The following is a 16,907-nucleotide window of genomic DNA, read 5'->3' on the forward strand; positions in this document are numbered from 1 at the left end:
GACGGGCTGGTCGGCCCTGATCGACTCGGGTTTCCGGAAGTCGCGGCGTCAGCAGGACCGGGACAGCGCGGTTTCCGGGAAGCCGAGTCGATCACACCGTCCGCGTCCGGCGGCAAACGCGCCGTCCGGCGGTCAGCGGCCGAGGACCAACAGCAGGACGGTGGTCAGCAGACCGGCGCCGATCACCACAGTGATCGGTCGCGGGCCGAGCACCGCGTGCCGGCGGTCGGCCAGCACCCGGGCCGGCACCAGGCCGACCAGCGGCCCGAGCAGCGTCACCATCAGCGCCAGCACCGGCAGCCCGACCGCCAGGTCCCCGCCGTATCCGACGCCGAGCGCGCGGGCACCGGCGCCCAGCGCGTACGCCAGCACGCCGCCGGCCACCCCACAGAGCGCCAGCAGCGGGTTGACCGAACCCGGCAGCTCGCCCGGCTGCCCGGCGCGGTCGAGCAGGTCACGGGCCCTGGCGAGCAGCAGCACCGGGTCGGTGGCCGCCACCCCGTTCGCCGGGGCGGGCGGGCTGCCGAGTCGGCGGGCACCGAGGCGCGAGCGAACCTGCTGCCACAGGTGCGCCACCTCGGCGTCGACCCGTTCCTGCTGCTCACGGGCGGCAACGAGCTCCTCCTCGGCGCTCTGGAGCTGCGCGGCCGCGTCGGCGACGGCCCGCTCAGCGGCGGCGCACTGCCGCTCGTGCCAGGTATGCGCCTCGGCGCGCTGCTCGCGCACCCGCGCGGTGAGGTCGGCCAGCCGCCGCAGCTGCGCCGCGTACGTCTCGCTGGTCACCGGTTCGTTCATCGTGTCGGTCCATAGGGGATGATCACCTGGCCGGTGCGGTGGACCGCCCGGTCGAAGAAGAGCCCCCGCCAGGGGCGGGGATACCAGTCCGGGCCGCCGGTGCCCGGGTAGAGCGAGGAGCCCAGCTCGCCGCCGTGCGCGTCCAGGGCCACCCAGGCGCCGATCTGGTCGGTACGGGCGGCCGGCCCACCAAGATCGGCGCGCATCCGGGCGACCCCCCGCCACCAGGCCAGCACGTGGGTGCGCCGTTCCGGCCCGTCGTGCATGATCCGGCGCAGCTGTTCCAGGCCGGTGCGCCGACCGACCCGGGCGGCGAGCGCACCCGCTGCCGCGTCGACCGCGAAGAGCAGCAGGTAGTGCGGGCTCGCCGGGCCGCTGAGCCCGTCGGCCGTCTCGGCCATCAGCTCGCCGACGGTCTCCTCGTCGTACCAGGCGGCGTCGTCGGCCAGGTCGTCGTAGAGGGCGCGGGCGACCGGGTCGGCGTCCGGGTCGAGGCAGGCGATGGAGAACCGGGCGGTGCCCGGCGGGTGCTGACGGGCCAGCGACCGGGCCGCCGCGTCCAGCACCGCGCACGCCTCGTCGACGCGGGTGCCGAGCACCGCGAGGTTGCGGCCGGGGGCGCGCGGCAGCCGCAGCGCCGCCGAGCGGGACTGCACGTCGATGATCTCGCCGAGCAGCGCGACCGGGGTGCGGGGCGCCGTCCCGTCCGGGGGCACGGCGAGCGACCGGAAGTCCGGGGCGTCCGCCAACCGGGGGATCGCGTCGCCGTCGAAGAGCCGGGCGGGCGCCGCGTCGGGGGCGCGCATCCGCCACAGCCGGTGCTGCAACCCGCTCCAGGTCTCCCAGTCACTGGCCGACGGGATGCGGGCGACCTCGTTGCCCTCCACCATGCCCGACTCGGCGTTGACCACCGCGTGCCAGCGCGGCAGCGACTGCGCCGCGTCGTTGCGCTCGGCCAGGATCCGCAGCGCCTTGGGCAACGCGATGCGCAGGGTGAACTGGGCGACCAGCGCGGGGCGACCCCACAGCGCCTCGATGCCCCGCACGTCCTGCGAGGCGAGGACCAGGTGGATGCCCTGGGACCGGCCGCGCCGGGCCAGGTCCTCCAGCAGGTCGGCCGCTTCCCGGGCGACCACGTCCCGGCCGGCCAGCAACATCTGGAACTCGTCCACCACCGCGACGATCCGTGGCCAGTGCCCGGTCGGGTCGACCGCCCGCAGCTCGGCCAGCTTCGTCACCTCGTGCTTCTTGGCCGCGTCGGCGCGTCGGCGCAACTCCTCGGCGAGGAACCGCAGCAGCGCCAGCCCGAACTCCCGGTCGGTGTTGACGTTGATGCCGACCAGGCGCATGTGCGGCAGCCAACTCGGGTCGCGCCGGCCCTGCGCGAACCGCGCGAAGGAGACCCCCTCCTTGAAGTCCAGCAAATAGAACTCCAGCTCGGCGGGGGAGTAGCGGGCCGCCAGAGCGCCGATCCATGCGAAGATCAAATTGGTCTTGCCGGTGCCGGACGGCCCGCCGATCAGCGCGTGCGGTGGATAGTCGCCAAGCGTCAACCGCACCGGCCGGCCGTGCGGACCCTCACCGATCGGCGCGGTCAGCCCTTCGGCGGAGTCCTCCCGCCACATCAGCTCGGGCGGGGGCAGCAGGTCGGTGAAGGGGGTCGGCGGCGGACCCGCGTTCACGCGGGCGGCGACGTCCCGGCAGGTCTCGGTGACCAGCGTCGCCGGTGGCGGCGGGTCCAGCCGCACCGGCAGCCCGGCCGAACCTCCGATCCGCGCGCCGGACACCCCGGCCGCCACCCGGGTCACCGTCGGATCCTCGGGCAACGGCACACCGTGCACCACCAGGTGTACGCCGCAGGCCGCGCCGGCCCGCACCACCCGGTCCAGTTGCCCGCGTTCGTGTCGGTTCAGCTCCTCACCACCGAGCAGCACCGCCACCCGCCACGGTTCGGGTCGTCGGCCGGTCGCCGCCGCCAGTTCGCGCAGCGACGCGTACTCGCCGGCGAGGACCGTCTCGTTGATCCGGCGGATCTGTTCCACCAGGTCGTCCAGCAGCGGACCCAGCCCGCCCGGGCCGACGAAGGTGAGCAGCCCCGCCGTGCCCAACGGGGCGAACCCGGCCAGGCCACCGCCGAGCTGATCCGGGTCGTACCCGATGAGTCGTACCGCCCCGGGGTCGGCGCGGCCGACGGCCCGCAGCAGCAACGCGGAGACCACCGCGTCGCAGCCGGCGCGGTCGTCCCCGGAGAGGTGGACGTGCCCGGCGTCGAGCAGCGGCACCAGCGCGGGCACCGGGTCGACGCCGTCGATCCGGACCGTGCCGACCCGCAGCGCGCCGGGCGGTTCGGCCCGGCGGGCGGGCGTCGGCGCCCACCCCGCCCAGTCGGCCCCCGCGCAGCCGGGCGCCTCCTGGCGGGCCGCGTCGGCGGCCCGCTGGGCCAGCTTCGCGATCCGGGTCGAGTAGCGGGCGTCGATCTCGGCGATCCGGCGGTCGCGTTGGGTGCCCACCCGCTGCGGTACGGCGGCCGCCGCCCGCTGGACCCGGGCCAACCGTTCCCGCCCGGCGGTCAGGTCGGCCTGGGCGGCGGACAGCCGGGTGCGGGTGGCGCCCAACGCCTCGGCGAGGGTGTCCCGGACCCGGCTGGCCAGCTGACCGCGCCGGTCAGCCATCGGAGCCCCGACGCGTCGGGGCGTCCCGCCAGGGGCTGCCCGAGCGTGACGGCAGTCCACCGGGGCGGGACGTCGGCCCATCCGAACGTGGCGGCAGGCCAGCCGAACGCTGCGCGCCGGCGGTGCCCGGCCGTTGCACGGCGCTGCCGGCCCGGGGAACCGCGCCCGCCGGCCGCCCGGTCCCGCCCGGTTGCTGCGCGCCCGCCGGCTGCCCGGCCCGCGCCGGCTGCCCCGCGTCGCCTCGCTGCCCGCCGCCCGCCGGTTCTCTCGCACCCGCCGGTTCTCTCGCTCCGCCGGCCGGCAGGTCCCGACCGAGGCGGGCGAGCAGCAGGCCGGTCGCCACCCCGGCGGTCACCGCAGAGTCGGCGGCGTGCGGTGGCTCCCCGGAGGCGCGCGGCGGCGGCATCCGGCACACCCGGGTCAGCAGCGTCTCCAGCACCGGCGGCGGCAACCCGGGCAGCAGGTCGCGGACGCGTCCGTCCAACTCGCCGCGCAGCCGGCCGAGGTCGGTGGCGCGCGGCGGGTGCCCCAGCAGCTCACCGGCCAGCTCGCGCAGCAGCGGGGGCGCCAGCGCCGCCAGGCCCAGCCCCACGTCGGCCGGGGCCCGGCGCAGCTCCTTGCGGAGCCGGTCCCGGTCGCCGGAGCGGACACCACCCACCACTCGGCGCAGCAACTCCTGGGAGTCGTCCACCCGCTCGTCGGGCTCGTCGTCTGCGCCCTCGCGACCGCCGGTCAGCTCGGCCACCCGCACCGACCACCAGCGGCGCATTCGCACCTGCTCGACCGGCTCCGGCGCGACAGCGGTGGGCCCGGACGCCGGTGGCGTGTCGTGTCGGGGGGCGCGTTGCTCAGGGCGGGGGGCCGGGGAGCCGTCCGCGCCGAGCCCGATCGCCGTCAGATAGGCCGAGAGCTGTTCCTGCGCCACCCGCAGCGCGTAGCCGGCGCTCTCGGCGTGCTCGGTGGCGGCGGAGAGCTCGGGCACCCCCATCGGGTTGGCCGACTCCTGCCGTACCCAGCGCAGCCGCTCCGCGGCCAGGCCGAACTTCTCCAACGCCTGCCCGAGCAGGCCCAGCGGGAACTCCTCGCTGACGGCACGGACCTGCCCGCCGACATCCTCGATGATGGACACGGCGGCCTACAGGGTGGAGACGTAGAGCTGTGCCTGCTCCACCGCGACAAGTGTCGCGGCGAGACACTCCTCCAGCTCCTGGCTGGCCTGGGTCAGCGACGCCTGGGCCGCCTCCACCGTCTCGTGCCCGCTGCCCTCCAGCGCCCCGGCCAGGGTCTGCTGTGCCTCGGACAGCTTCTCGCCGGCCGCCTGCACGGCTGTCTGCCCGTCTCCGATCTGTTGGAGGGCGACATCGATGGCAGCCTTCAGCTCGGCGACGCTCGCCACGGCGGAACCTCCTGGGGGCGGGGAGATCTCCATTAGAGCCTATCGGCGGTCGGGAAAGAACATCCGCCCTGTCGGTGTTCCTGCCCGCCTGTCCGGAAGGCCCTTGGAAGTGCCGGGAGTCCGATCTGTGGGAGTCCCAGTGCGAGAATTTCTCAGTTGCTGGTCGGATTCTCGCGGAGCCAGCGCGGGCCGTACACCTCGGCGCCCAGCGCCGTCACGCGCCCGCGCAACTCCCGGTCGGCGGTGACCACCAGCCGGCGACGGCGCGGCGCGCCCTCCACCAGCTCGACCACCGTGTCGTCGCCGGAGCCGGCGGCGGAGACCACCCGGACGCCCTCGGTGCCGGGCACGTCCCGTGCGGCCCCCTCGACCACCAGGACCACCTCCACCGGGGCGGTCAGCCGGGCCGGCAACCCCACGCTCGCCACCGGGGCGAGCGAGTCGCGCAACCGGGCAGCGGCCCCGGCCCGGTCACGCCACCACCCGTTCGGGCGGGAGCCGACCACGTTGGCGCCATCCACGATCAGCAGCGGGGTCTCATCCATCCCGTCAGCCTGCCACCATCGGTCGGCCCTGACCCGACGCCACTCCCGGAATGCCGGTGCTCCGCCACCTGCGGCGTTTGTCGGGGCGCGCGCCGGGTAGCCCCTGCCGACCGTGCCGAGCCCTACTGCGGAGGACAGACATGATGGGACCCGGTGACATCGGCTCCGACCCGTGGGACGAATTCCTGGCCAGGTACTTCGGCCGGGGTGAGGGAGGGCGCCGACCGCCGCACCGGGTCGACATCACCCGACTGATGACGGCCGACGCCCGGGAGATGCTGGCCGACGCGGCCCGGCGGGCCGCGCAGCGGCAGAGCAGCGACCTGGACACCGACCACCTGCTCTGGGCGGCGCTGCAACGCGAACCGCTGCGTGACCTGGTACGCCGCGCCGGCGCCGACCCGGACACCCTGCTCAACGCCCTCGGCGGAAAGGGCGACGGCGCGCCGCGCGGGGAGGTGCCGCCCAACCTGTCGTTGACCCCCGCCGCCAAGCGGGCGCTGCTCGACGCCCATCAGCTGTCCAGGGCGATGGGCGCCAACTACATCGGCCCCGAGCACATCCTGATGGCGCTGCCGCTCAACCCGGAGTCGCCGGCCGGGCGGATGCTGGCCGCCGGCCGGATCCAACCCGAGTCGTTGCAGGCCGCCAACGCCGAGCGCGGGCCGATGACCGGGCCGAAGCCGGACCGCGGCACCCCCACCCTGGACCAGTACGGGCAGGATCTCACCGACCTGGCCCGCAACGACCAGATCGACCCGGTGATCGGGCGGGCCGACGAGATCGAGCAGGCAGTGGAGATCCTGTCCCGGCGGACCAAGAACAACCCGGTGCTGATCGGCGAGGCCGGCGTCGGCAAGACCGCCATCGTCGAAGGGCTGGCCGAACGGATCTGCGACGGCGACGTCCCGCAGACCCTGCTCGGCAAGCGGGTCGTCCAGCTCGACCTGGCCGGCCTGGTCGCCGGCACCCGCTACCGGGGCGACTTCGAGGAACGGCTGAAGAAGGTGATCGACGAGATCCGGGCGCACCGGGACGAGCTGATCATCTTCATGGACGAGATCCACACCCTGGTCGGGGCCGGCGGCGCCGGCAGCGAGGGCGGGATGGACGCGTCCAACATGCTCAAACCCGCCCTCGCCCGGGGCGAGCTGCGGGTGATCGGCGCGACGACGCTTGACGAGTACCGCAAGAGCATCGAGAAGGACGCCGCCCTGGCCCGGCGGTTCCAGCCGGTGCTGGTGCCCGAGCCCAGCGTCGACGACACCATCGCCATCCTGCGCGGGCTGCGCGACAGGTACGAGGCCCACCACCAGGTGCGCTTCACCGACGAGGCGCTGGTCGCCGCCGCCGAACTGTCCGACCGCTACGTCACCGACCGGTTCCTGCCGGACAAGGCGATCGACCTCATCGACCAGGCCGGCGCCCGGGTGCGGTTGCGCACCCGCACCCCCGCGTCCGACGTGCGGGAGCTGGAACAGGAACTCGACGAGGTACGCCGGGACAAGGAACAGGCCGTCACCGACGAGCAGTACGAGCGGGCCTCCGCGCTGCGCGACCGGATCGCCGAGCTGGAGGCGGACATCCGTCGCGCGAACGGCGACGACGGCACGTCCGCTTCACAGGTGCCCGAGGTGGGCCCGCAGGAGATCGCCGAGGTGGTCTCCCGGGCCACCGGCATCCCGGTCAGCCAGCTCACCGAGGAGGAACGCGACCGGCTGCTGCGCCTGGAGGGCCACCTGCACCAGAAGGTGGTCGGTCAGGACGACGCCGTCACCGCGGTCGCCGAGGCCGTCCGTCGCTCCCGGGCCGGGCTGGCCGACCCGGAGCGGCCGATGGGCAGCTTCCTGTTCCTCGGCCCGACAGGTGTCGGCAAGACGGAACTGGCGCGGGCCCTGGCCGAGGCGTTGTTCGGTGAGGCGGACCGGATGGTCCGGGTGGACATGAGCGAGTTCCAGGAGCGGCACACGGTCAGCCGGCTGGTCGGCGCCCCGCCCGGATACGTCGGCTACGAGGAGGCCGGTCAGCTCACCGAGGCGGTGCGTCGCCGCCCGTACGCGGTGGTGCTGCTCGACGAGATCGAGAAGGCCCACCCGGACGTGTTCAACATCCTGCTGCAGGTGCTCGACGACGGGCGGCTCACCGACAGCCAGGGTCGCACTGTGAACTTCAAGAACACCGTTCTGATCATGACGAGCAACCTCGGCTCCGAGCTGATCACCGGCGCCCAGCGCTCGGTCGGCTTCGGCACCGGGGACGTGGGCAGCGAGCAGGAGAGCAACGAGCTGCGGGAGCGGCTGATGCGTCGCCTGCAGGAGAACTTCCGCCCGGAGTTCCTCAACCGCATCGACGAGGTCATCATCTTCCGCCGGCTGGAGGCCGAGCAGCTGCGCGACATCACCGCGCTGCTGCTGGAGGAGACCCGCCGCCGCATGCACGCCCAGGACCTCCAGGTGGAGTTCACCACCGCCGGCATCGACTGGCTCGCCGAGCACGGCTACCAGCCGGAGTTCGGCGCCCGCCCGCTACGCCGGGTGATCCAGCGGGAGGTGGACAACCACCTGTCCCGAATGCTGCTGGAGTCGGCGATCTCGCCGGGGCAGAAGGTCACTGTGGACGTCCGCGACGGCGCGCTCACCTTCGACGTGACAGCGGGTGAGCGGGGGTACACCGCCGCCACGACCACCCACCCGCGATGAGCGGGTCGGCACGAAGGGACGAACACGAGGACCCGCACCAGCCCGAGGAGCCCGCGAAAAACCGGGACGAGGACGACCATCCCGACCCGATCCTGGCGTCGCCCACCGCGAACCCCCGCCGCACCCGGGTGCCCGCGGAGGGCCTGCATCCGAAGACCGACCAGGACGACCCGGAGACGTCCGGGCCGCCGCCCGGAGAGGAGACCTGATGGTACGCGAAGCGCGGCTCGACCCCGAGGTGGAAGTGCTCTGGGAGGACTTCCACGCCGAGGTCAACGTCCCGTCGGAGCAACTGCGCACCTGGCTGCTGACCCGAGGTTCGGGGGAGGAGTCGTTCAGCCCGAACCCGAACCTCGACCTGCCCCAACCCGGCCGGGAGATCCTCAAGGTGCTCAACAAGCGCAAGGTGGACCTCACCCCGGAGGACATCGAGGTGATGCGGGCGGCCGTCGAGCGGATCCGCGAGCTGATGGACGCCAAGCCGTCGCGCGGCAACGCCGACGACAGCTGGCGGCACTCCCTGCTGGATCTGGGTCACGACCCACTCGTCGAACGCTGAGCGGGACCACCCGCGGCGGTGCCGTCCCGAACCTGGGACGGCACCGCCGCGGCGCGCTACTGGCCCTGGTCGGGCTCCAGGCTGCCGATGGTCAGGCCCGCCGCGTCGGCGGCGGCGTCCCGGTCGCCGCGGGTCTGGTCCTCCCGGGTGAGCAGGTTCGCGTACTCGGTCACGTCGGCCGGGTCGGGCACCGTCGGCAGCCGGCGCAGGAACGCCTCCACCGCACGGGTGGCGGCGGTGTGCGCGGCAGCCGCCTGGCGCAGAACTTCACGGTCGTCGGCGGGCGGGTAGAGGTCGGTCATGTCCGCCAGATACCCGGCCCACGGCGGTTCGCACCGCCGGCGGCCGGGAATACCGGCCGCTCAGCCCGGCCGGACCGCGGTGGGCTGCCGGACACCGAACCCCGGGTTGCGGGGAAGCCAGGCCAGGTACGCCGGGTGCGGCGCCAACGAGTCGACGTACGCCGCCTTTGCCGTCTCCAGCACCAGCTCCGCGCCCTCGGCGGCGGGGGAGTCCGGATGCCAGCCGAGCAGCAGCCGCCAGCGCAGCGGCGTCCCGGCGAGCTGACGGGTGACCAGACCGCTCACCGGGCGGAACGTCGCCTGGCACAGGGCCACCGCCACCCCGGCTTCCACCAGGTCGACGCAGCCGCGGATGTCGGTCTCGTACACCTTGCGGGGAGTGAAGCCGGCCCGGGCGCAGGCGGCGGCGAAACAGTCGGCGAAGCAGCCGTCGCCCGGCGCGGCGACCCACTGCTCGTGGCGCAGGTCCGCCAGGCGTACCTCGTCCTGTGCCGCGAGGGGGTGGGTCTCCGGCAGCAGCACCAGCACCGGGTCGACTGCCACCTCCTGCCAGCTCAACCCGAACCCGGCCGACGGGCTGGCGTCGCCGCACACGCCGGCCAGCGCGAAGTCCAGCCGACCGCCCGCCACCAGCTGCGCCAACTCGTCCACCGACCAGGACGCGTACGTGGTGATCTGGGCGGGCGGCTGCTCGGCCGCCAACCGGTGCACCAGCCGACCCAGGATCGGGCTGTTCACCCCGCCGAACCGGTAGCACGGCGGAGTGTCACCCGCCCCGGCCAGCCGGGCGGCCTCGTCCTGCAGCCCCTTCATCGCCGGCAGCAGCACCCGAGCACGGGCCAGCACCAACTCACCGAGGGCGGTGGGACGCGCCCCGCGCCGGTCCCGGTCGAACAGCGGGCCGCCCAGCGTCCGCTCGATGCGTTGAAGCTGGGCGGTGAGCGCCGGCTGGGCCAGGCCGAGCGCCGAGGCCGCCTTCGTCACACTTCCCGTCTCCGCGATCGCGCAGACCACCCGCAGGTGACGCAGCTCCAGGTTCATAGGGTGACGGTAGGACTACGTGTCTGCTGGCGGAATAGCCCGAGCGGATCGGTGATAATGAATGCAATGCCGGCGCTCGCCGGTCACCGGTCGCGCGGCGGCTCCGGCAGGTCCGCCAGGTACGTCGGACGCCGGGTCACCGCGTCGAGGACCTTGTCCACCACCCCGACCGCCGGCTCCACGATCCGGTTCCACGGAGGGGTGGCCGGCGTGCCCGGGTGCGGTCGGGTCGGCGCGGCCTCCTCGGCGATCTCCAACCGGTTGCCGAGCCGGATCAGTTCCTCAGCGGTCGCGACCGCGCGCAACTCGGTGACCAGCGCGCCCACGCCGTCGACATGCCGGCGGACCCGCTCGGCGACCTCGGTCAGCGCCTCGTCCGTCATCCCCTTCAGGGCGCTCAGCAGGGCCGCGTCGGCGTTGATCTCCGCGTCCACCCGCTCGGTGGCCGTCGGCAGCGCCGCGCGGACCGCCGGCAGCAGGTACTGCTCCTCGGCGGAGAGGTGCCGGGACAGCGCGGCGGTGAGCACCGCCAGCCCTTCCTGCGGCGAGTTGTCCGGGCCGGAGAGCTGATCCAGCAGCTCCAGCAGTTGCCGGTGCTCCCGGTCGACGATGTCGGCGATGCTGCGACCGCCGGGTCGGTAGCCCTCCTCGGGGGCGGGCGTGGGCGGCAGCGGCGGCAGGGGAACAGCGGACATGGTGCCCTCCTCGACTGGCGGGCGGAAGCTCCGGCAGGGACGTACGGTCGTGGGCGGCGGTACCCGAACGCGACCACCGCGAAACCGGACCGCACCGGCGCGGCCAGTTCGGTCTCGCCGAATGCCACCGGCGCGCTCAGCTCGGCGTCTGGAGCCCTCTCCCCGACGAGGGGAGGTCAGGTGCCGCAGCCACAGATCCGCACCGCCTTGGCGAGGTCGGTGGCGGTCACCTCCCGGACTCCACGGCCGGACAGGTTGTGCAGGGTGACGGCCGCCGCGCGGCGGAGATCGGGCGACGCCGTCGTGGTGTCGATGGTGGAACGCAGCTCCGCGACGACCGCGCGCCGCACCGCCTCGGTCGCGTTGGCGGTGTCCGTGAGGGCCCTGTCGTGGGTACTTCCCTGGAGCAGTTCGGTGAGCAGAGCCGCCCGCGCCGTCGACTGCTGACGCCTTGTCGTGAGGGCCGACAGGGTCTTCTGCGCGGCGGTGACGCCCGACCGAGCCTGAGCGGTGTACCTGCGGGCGATCGCGGGGATGTCGATCGTTGCGGTGAGGTCGCGGACCGCCGTGCTCATGGCCGCCTGCACGTCGCCGGACCGGGCCGAGATCTTCCGAACGAGCGGCGGCACCTGGGCTCGCAGGCGGTCCTGCAACTGGGTGTCGAAGGCTTCGGCGAGGGCGTCGATCAGTGGCTTGGCCGCCGGGTGGTGGTCCTGTGCCCAATCGCCCAGTCGCTTCCACGCCGCCAGCTCGGTCGCGATCTTCGGCATCTGCACGAGGACCTCCTTGCCCCCGTCGGTGGCGACGCTGGTCGGCGCGACCGGCGGCGCCGCCTCCGCCCAGCGTCGCGCCGTCGCGGCGTCCTCGCCGGTCAGGTCGCCGGGAGTGGGCAGCGCCGGGGCGTCACCGGAGACGGTGATGACCGACCGGTCCGGCAGCCCGGTCCGGCGGGCGACGCGGCCCTCCTCGGTGGCGACGACCGGATCGTCGCGGGACCGGTCACCGTCGGCCGCCCGGATCCGCTCCAGCTCGGTGACCACCTGGACCGCCACGGCGCCGGCGAGTACCTGCTGGTAGTCCGTCGGCATCTGCTCGCGCAGCGCGCCGACCACCTGCTGGAGAACCTGGGCGGCCAGCCGTTCCTCGACTACGGCCGCGGCGTGCTGGTAGTCGTCCGTCGTCCACTCGGCGGCCAGCTGAACCCGTCCACGTAGGGTGGCCACGGTGCCCGTGAGCAGGGTGAACACTGACAGCGCGGTGACCGTGGCGACCGCCGGGCCGCTGTAGCGTCCGTAGCTGCGGACGATTCCGTTGAGCCATGCCCCCGCTGCCCGGGGGAGTGCCGACCGCGGCCAGCAGGGAGGTCAGCAGCCACGCCCCGAGCAGCACGAGGGCCAGGCCCCACTCGGGGAGTTTCAGCTTGCCGACCGTGTCGGCGGCGTCATCCAGGACGTTCTGCGTGGCCAGGATCGTGTCCTGCGTCGCCGTCGGGACGATGAGCGACCCGAGCACCGCCGCGGCCACGAGGTACAACGCGAGCACCACGCCCAGCGGGAACAGGTACAGACGGGCGGTGCCGGCCAGGTTGTCGCTCAGCATGGCCCCGAAACTGCGCCGCACCGCCGGATCGAACCGGTCGATGTCGTGCACCCGGGCGTGCGCGGCGCTGACCGCCAGTGCTGCGCAGATCGCGGCCAGCGCGAACGCGTACAGCCACGCCTCGGCGATCAGGCCGGCCAGCACGCAGAGTGCGGCGACGGCGTAACGCCACCGCCAGTCGGGCACTCTGAACCGTACCCGTTGCTCGTCCGGCCAGTCGCGGCCCGGATACTTCTTCTCGAGAGCCGCCCGGGTTAGACGCAGGGACCTCCGGCGCGACGCGCCACGCGGAGGAATGTCGCACCGGACGACAAGGGTGGTGCCGCCGCTGTCGGTGACCGGGACGCGGTGGCCTCGGACACCCGCCCGATCCTGGTCACGGGTCAGAACGGTGTGCGTCATGGGCGGCGAATCTGGTCGGTCGGCGACGCCAGCTTCCCGGGCTGTTCCGCGCGGTGGTCGTGTGGCCACTCCACGAGCCGGAGGCGGCGCAGGTCGGACTCTGTCACATCGCATCCCTGCGGACAGCGGCGGAGAGGCAGGCGCATCCGATCGCCGGAGCTTCGACAGTACGGTTCGCCCGTCGATGAGCCGAGATCCCGCATGGCGGATTTTGCGACGTGTTTCCGACTGAGGTCCGTGGTGGTCGCGCTGGCGGGGAAGAGACCTGTCGATGCGTCCGCCGACGCGCGCGGGCGCGCCGGACCGTCCGTGTCGGTGCGCCGCCCTGTCCACCACCTCGGGCTGGTATGAAGAGGCGATGACGAGCGATGCCGCCTCCGCCCGACCCGACCCCACCGCAGAGGTCGTGGACCTCTGCCGCGACCTGCTGCGCATCGACACCACCAACACGGGTGACAACGACACCAGCGTCGGCGAGCGCCGCGCGGCCGAGTACGTGGCAGAGAAGCTCGCCGAGGTGGGTGTGGAGTCAGTCCTGCACGAATCCGCGCCGGGCCGGGCCAACGTCGTGGCCCGCATCCCGGGCACCGACCCGAGCCGGGGCGCGCTGCTGGTGCACGGCCACCTGGACGTGGTGCCCGCCGACGCCGACGAGTGGTCGGTGGACCCGTTCTCCGGCGAGCTGCGCGACGGCTACCTGTGGGGCCGGGGCGCCATCGACATGAAGGACTTCGACGCGATGGTGCTCGCCGTGGTGCGGCACTGGCAGCGCACCGGCGTCCGACCCCCGCGCGACATCGTGCTCGCGTACACCGCCGACGAGGAGGCGGGCAGCGACTACGGCGCGCGGTTCCTGGTCGACAACCACAGGGACCTCTTCGACGGCTGCACCGAGGCCATCGGTGAGGTCGGCGGCTTCTCCTACTCGGTCAACGACAGCCAGCGGCTCTATCTCATCGAGACCGCCGAGAAGGGCATCGACTGGCTGCGGCTGCACGCCAAGGGCCGCCCCGGGCACGGCTCGATGATGCACGACGACAACGCCGTCACCGCGCTCGCCGAGGCGGTCGCCCGGATCGGCCGGCACCGCTTCCCGGTGGTGGTCACCGACACCGTGCGGGCCTTCCTGACCGAGGTCTCCGACCTGCTCGGCATCGAGTTGGACCCGGACGACCCGGAGACGGCCATCGCCAAGCTCGGCCCCATCGCCAACATCATCGGTGCGACCATCCGCAACACCGCCAACCCGACCCGGTTGAGCGCCGGCTACAAGGACAACGTGATCCCCGGCCGGGCCACCGCCACCATCGACTGCCGCAGCCTGCCCGGCCAGTCCGAGTTGCTGGAGCGGCAGCTGCGCGAGCTGGTCGGCCCGGACATCGCGATCGAGTACGTCCAGCGGCAGCCGGCGCTGGAGACCACCTTCGACGGTGACCTGGTCGAGGCCATGTCGGCGGCGCTGCGCGCCGAGGACCCGGGGGCGCGGCCCGTTCCGTACATGCTCTCCGGGGGCACCGACGCCAAGGCGTTCTCGCAGCTCGGCATCCGCTGCTTCGGGTTCGCCCCGCTCCGGCTGCCCGCCGACCTGAACTTCTCGGCGTTGTTCCACGGCATCGACGAGCGCGTTCCGGTGGACGGACTACAGTTCGGCGTGCGGGTTCTCGACCGGTTCCTCCGCACCTGCTAGTCGTGTCCGGCGGTGGCCGCCGGCGCACAACCTCCCCATCGTGAAGGGACTGCCCCACATGACCGACCAGCATGGTGAGCTGGACGCCGCTCTCGAGCGGGTGATCGAAGCGGCCCGCCACCACCTGGCCGCCGTACGCGCCGCGCAGGGCCGCGTCGACGACGACGACGTCTGGCAGGCGTACGTGGCGTTGAACAACGCCTCCTTCGCTTACGACGAGCGGCTGCTCGACGCCTTCGGCGAGGTGACGCCGTGGGATGTCGACTCGATCGACCCGGACGAGGCCGACGAGCGTTTCGGCGGCGGCGAGGGAGCCGAGGCCAGTGACCCGCACCCCCGGGTGATCTCGGTGCGTCAGCGTCGTGACTACCGGGTGCCGAGCGTCGCCGCGCTGCTGCGGGCTGCCGAGGCGGCCCGCCGCGAGGGCACCCCGGAGGACGACGAGCCGGCGCCGGTGGAGGGCGTCGGCGAGGCGGTGCTGGAGCTGCTGCAGAGCGGTGACGGCTCGCTCGGCGCGTTGGACGTCCCCGAGTTGGAGCCGCTCGACGGGGTGGTGATGGTCAGCGAGGTGGGCACCCCGGTCGACCTGGAGTCGTTCGACGACGACGACGCGGTCGGCCCGTTCCAGCCGGCTGTCGACGACCGGCTGGTCGGTCGGCTCGACGAGCACCCGTTCCTGGAGCTCGACGACGACCACGACCACGCCGGGCACCAGCACTAGGCCGGGTGCCGCCCGGGGCCGACTCCGGCCCCGGGTGGCACCGCCCAGGTCAGTACGACAGACCCGGCTGCGGCTGGTTGACCCGCCGACGACGCAGCACCACCTGGCGCGTGCCGTCCCGGTACAGCCGCACCCGGGCCAACTCCCATCCGGAGAACTCCGCCTGGATTGCCAACTGCGCCGCGGCGGTCAACCGGTCGACGTTCGGCGGCAGCCGCAGTGGCGCGTACTCGTAGTCCATGCCCTCCATGCTGCCCAGCCCAGCGGCCGTTCGCCACCCCCTCCGGGGTGACCAACGACGCTGCTGTGGGGTGGTTCGTGCCGCCCCGTGCCCGCCCGGGCGGTGTCGCGGTGCCGGAGGCCGGCACCCGGCTCCGCACGCCCCGGACGAGGCCCGGAGTCTTCACGCCCCGGACGCGGCGGCGGGGCTCGCGGCGACGACGCTCGTCAACCCGGGTAGGCGTCAGCCGTTGGGGACGTTCGCCGTCAGTAGGGCGGCGAGGGCCGGCGCGGCCAGGGCGACCGCTTGGGGAGTGCCCGGGTCGACAGTCATCCCCCAGGACGGGTCCGGCCAGTCCTCGAACAGCTCGGCGCAGGGCAGCGCGATGAACGGCACCCCGTTCCCGGTGAACGCGGCGAGTGCCCCGGGCGAGGTGAAGACCGGCAGCAGCGGCGCCCCGCCCGCGTCGACGACCACAGTCCACGGGAAGTCGGCCTCCGGCGCCGGGTCCCCGGCCAGCGGGACACACACCGTGGCGCCAGCCAGTGCTGCGAGGTAGCCGGACAGGTCACGCCGGTCGACGGCCGCGGCCAGCACCGCCACCACCGCCGCCTCGGCGGGAGCCGCCTCGACCGGTGCCGGTCGGGCGGCCGGTAGCACCGTCGGGCCAGGGCGCGCGGCCGGCGGCATCGTCGGACCAGGGCGCGCCGCCGACGGAACTGTCGGGCCCGGGCCGGCGTCCGGCGGCACCGGCCGGCAGGAGAGCGCGCCGGGCTCGTCGGTCAACACCTCGGCGGCGGTACGGGTCACGAACACACTGAGCCGCTCCACCTGCTCCGGAGTGCGCGCCGCCTCGTACCACCAGCCCTCGTCGCCGGTCGGGCGGTGCCAGCCGAGCGCGGCCAGGCGTGCCTCGTCGTGGCCGGGGCAGATGACCCGCACCACCTGGCGGCGCACCAGCAGCCGGATCACGCGTGGACCGGCGGAGAGCTCCAGGTCGGTGTCCCGGTCGCAGCGGGCGACGGTGTCCCGCAGCCGGGCGGCGATGTCCGGCCAGGTCGGCGACGGCGACGTCACGTCGGCGCGCCCGGCAGGCGGTCGTCCAGGCGCCCGAGCCGGGCCACTGTCTCCTCCAGCCGGCCCAGCGCCGAGAAGTCGCCCGGCGTGCCGAACAGGTCGCCGAGCCCCGCGCCGAGCGCGACGTTTAACCCCTCGGTGTGCTCGTCGAGGTGCGCGGAGGCGACCTCACGAGCCCGCCGGTACGCGTCGAGCACCAGCTCGGCCACCCCCTCCGTGCCGGCGCGCAGAGCGGCGGGCGCGAGGGCGAGGCCGGTCAGAGCTCCGGTGGCGTCGACGGTCGCCGTGACCAGCCCGCTCTCGTCGGCTGCGGTGCCGGACAGCTCGGCCAGGTCGTCGCGGAGGCCCGCGAACCGGCGCTCGATGTCGGCGACCCGCCCGGCGAGCGCGTCGAACGCGGACGTCGGGTCCGTCATGAGATTCCTCCCCGTGGATCGTGCGATCGGGTGGTGCCCGGTGGCCGGGAGATCGTATCGTCGGTGCGCTCGACTCATGGG

18 protein-coding genes are annotated in these 16,907 nt (G+C 73.9%); 6 read left to right on the forward strand and 12 right to left on the reverse strand.

Translation table 11 applies throughout. The features are described from left to right. Positions 1-132: 132 nt before the first annotated feature. The 5 genes from ABZU74_RS10960 to ABZU74_RS10980 all read right to left on the reverse strand — a co-directional run bounded on the left by ABZU74_RS10960 (position 133) and on the right by ABZU74_RS10980 (position 5,408). Positions 133-795: a hypothetical protein gene (locus tag ABZU74_RS10960; protein ID WP_355421119.1), complete on the reverse strand. Its 663-nt coding sequence runs from the start codon at positions 793-795 to the stop codon at positions 133-135. Further along, on the reverse strand, positions 792-3,467 hold the full coding sequence (locus ABZU74_RS10965) for an FtsK/SpoIIIE domain-containing protein (protein WP_355421122.1): 2,676 nt from the start codon (positions 3,465-3,467) through the stop codon (positions 792-794). Before ABZU74_RS10965 ends, ABZU74_RS10960 begins: the two co-directional genes overlap by 4 nt. Then, a complete protein-coding gene (locus ABZU74_RS10970) occupies positions 3,460-4,596 on the reverse strand; it encodes a hypothetical protein (RefSeq protein WP_355421125.1) in 1,137 nt (378 codons plus the stop codon). The genes ABZU74_RS10965 and ABZU74_RS10970 overlap by 8 nt, the downstream gene beginning before the upstream one ends. A 6-nt stretch (positions 4,597-4,602) precedes the next feature. Continuing rightward, a complete protein-coding gene (locus ABZU74_RS10975; protein WP_030332749.1) occupies positions 4,603-4,863 on the reverse strand; it encodes a hypothetical protein in 261 nt (86 codons plus the stop codon). Between the two features lie 152 nt (positions 4,864-5,015). Then, complete coding sequence (locus ABZU74_RS10980; RefSeq protein ID WP_238679125.1) at positions 5,016-5,408, reverse strand: hypothetical protein; 393 nt, start codon at positions 5,406-5,408, stop codon at positions 5,016-5,018. 140 nt (positions 5,409-5,548) lie between these two features. On the opposite strand from ABZU74_RS10980, the gene ABZU74_RS10985 reads away from it, so the two are divergent. Genes ABZU74_RS10985 through ABZU74_RS10995 form a run of 3 tightly spaced genes read left to right on the forward strand, consistent with a single transcriptional unit; the run spans position 5,549 to position 8,666 of the window. After that, positions 5,549-8,107, forward strand: coding sequence for an ATP-dependent Clp protease ATP-binding subunit (locus ABZU74_RS10985; protein WP_355421128.1), 2,559 nt, complete (start codon positions 5,549-5,551; stop codon positions 8,105-8,107). Beyond that, positions 8,104-8,316 (forward strand): hypothetical protein, encoded by a 213-nt coding sequence (locus tag ABZU74_RS10990; RefSeq protein WP_355421131.1) that lies wholly within the window; start codon positions 8,104-8,106, stop codon positions 8,314-8,316. Before ABZU74_RS10985 ends, ABZU74_RS10990 begins: the two co-directional genes overlap by 4 nt. Continuing rightward, positions 8,316-8,666, forward strand: a complete 351-nt coding sequence (locus ABZU74_RS10995) for a DUF3140 domain-containing protein (protein WP_355421133.1) — start codon at positions 8,316-8,318, stop codon at positions 8,664-8,666. The genes ABZU74_RS10990 and ABZU74_RS10995 overlap by 1 nt, the downstream gene beginning before the upstream one ends. Positions 8,667-8,722: 56 nt before the next feature. On the opposite strand, the gene ABZU74_RS11000 is transcribed toward ABZU74_RS10995, so the two are convergent. The 4 genes from ABZU74_RS11000 to ABZU74_RS11015 all read right to left on the reverse strand — a co-directional run bounded on the left by ABZU74_RS11000 (position 8,723) and on the right by ABZU74_RS11015 (position 11,927). Beyond that, positions 8,723-8,968: a hypothetical protein gene (locus tag ABZU74_RS11000; RefSeq protein ID WP_355421136.1), complete on the reverse strand. Its 246-nt coding sequence runs from the start codon at positions 8,966-8,968 to the stop codon at positions 8,723-8,725. A gap of 60 nt (positions 8,969-9,028) precedes the next feature. Beyond that, positions 9,029-10,009 (reverse strand): LysR family transcriptional regulator, encoded by a 981-nt coding sequence (locus ABZU74_RS11005; RefSeq protein WP_355421139.1) that lies wholly within the window; start codon positions 10,007-10,009, stop codon positions 9,029-9,031. An 83-nt stretch (positions 10,010-10,092) separates the two neighbouring features. Then, a complete protein-coding gene (locus tag ABZU74_RS11010) occupies positions 10,093-10,704 on the reverse strand; it encodes a hemerythrin domain-containing protein (protein WP_355421141.1) in 612 nt (203 codons plus the stop codon). 176 nt (positions 10,705-10,880) lie between these two features. After that, a complete protein-coding gene (locus tag ABZU74_RS11015; RefSeq protein ID WP_355421144.1) occupies positions 10,881-11,927 on the reverse strand; it encodes a hypothetical protein in 1,047 nt (348 codons plus the stop codon). A gap of 236 nt (positions 11,928-12,163) precedes the next feature. Between ABZU74_RS11015 and ABZU74_RS11020 the strand changes: the two genes are divergently transcribed. The 3 genes from ABZU74_RS11020 (at position 12,164) to ABZU74_RS11030 (ending at position 15,113) form a co-directional block, all read left to right on the forward strand. Then, positions 12,164-12,469, forward strand: coding sequence for a hypothetical protein (locus ABZU74_RS11020; RefSeq protein WP_355421147.1), 306 nt, complete (start codon positions 12,164-12,166; stop codon positions 12,467-12,469). 594 nt (positions 12,470-13,063) lie between these two features. Then, positions 13,064-14,392 carry a M20/M25/M40 family metallo-hydrolase gene (locus tag ABZU74_RS11025; RefSeq protein ID WP_355421150.1) on the forward strand — a complete coding sequence of 443 codons (1,329 nt, stop codon included), beginning with the start codon at positions 13,064-13,066 and terminating at the stop codon, positions 14,390-14,392. 58 nt (positions 14,393-14,450) lie between these two features. Continuing rightward, entirely contained in the window at positions 14,451-15,113 is a 663-nt protein-coding gene (locus ABZU74_RS11030; protein ID WP_355421153.1) for a hypothetical protein, read from the forward strand. A gap of 49 nt (positions 15,114-15,162) precedes the next feature. Here ABZU74_RS11030 and ABZU74_RS11035 read toward each other — a convergent pair whose 3' ends face one another. From ABZU74_RS11035 to ABZU74_RS11045, 3 genes are all read right to left on the reverse strand, one after another. Continuing rightward, a complete protein-coding gene (locus ABZU74_RS11035) occupies positions 15,163-15,354 on the reverse strand; it encodes a DUF5703 family protein (protein WP_013734349.1) in 192 nt (63 codons plus the stop codon). Between the two features lie 222 nt (positions 15,355-15,576). Next, positions 15,577-16,410, reverse strand: a complete 834-nt coding sequence (locus ABZU74_RS11040; RefSeq protein WP_355421156.1) for an SseB family protein — start codon at positions 16,408-16,410, stop codon at positions 15,577-15,579. Continuing rightward, a complete protein-coding gene (locus tag ABZU74_RS11045) occupies positions 16,407-16,826 on the reverse strand; it encodes a YbaB/EbfC family nucleoid-associated protein (protein WP_355421159.1) in 420 nt (139 codons plus the stop codon). The genes ABZU74_RS11040 and ABZU74_RS11045 overlap by 4 nt, the downstream gene beginning before the upstream one ends. Positions 16,827-16,907 lie beyond the last annotated feature (81 nt).

The organism is Micromonospora sp. NPDC005171, assembly GCF_040608575.1.
Classification (GTDB): Bacteria; Actinomycetota; Actinomycetes; order Mycobacteriales; family Micromonosporaceae; genus Micromonospora.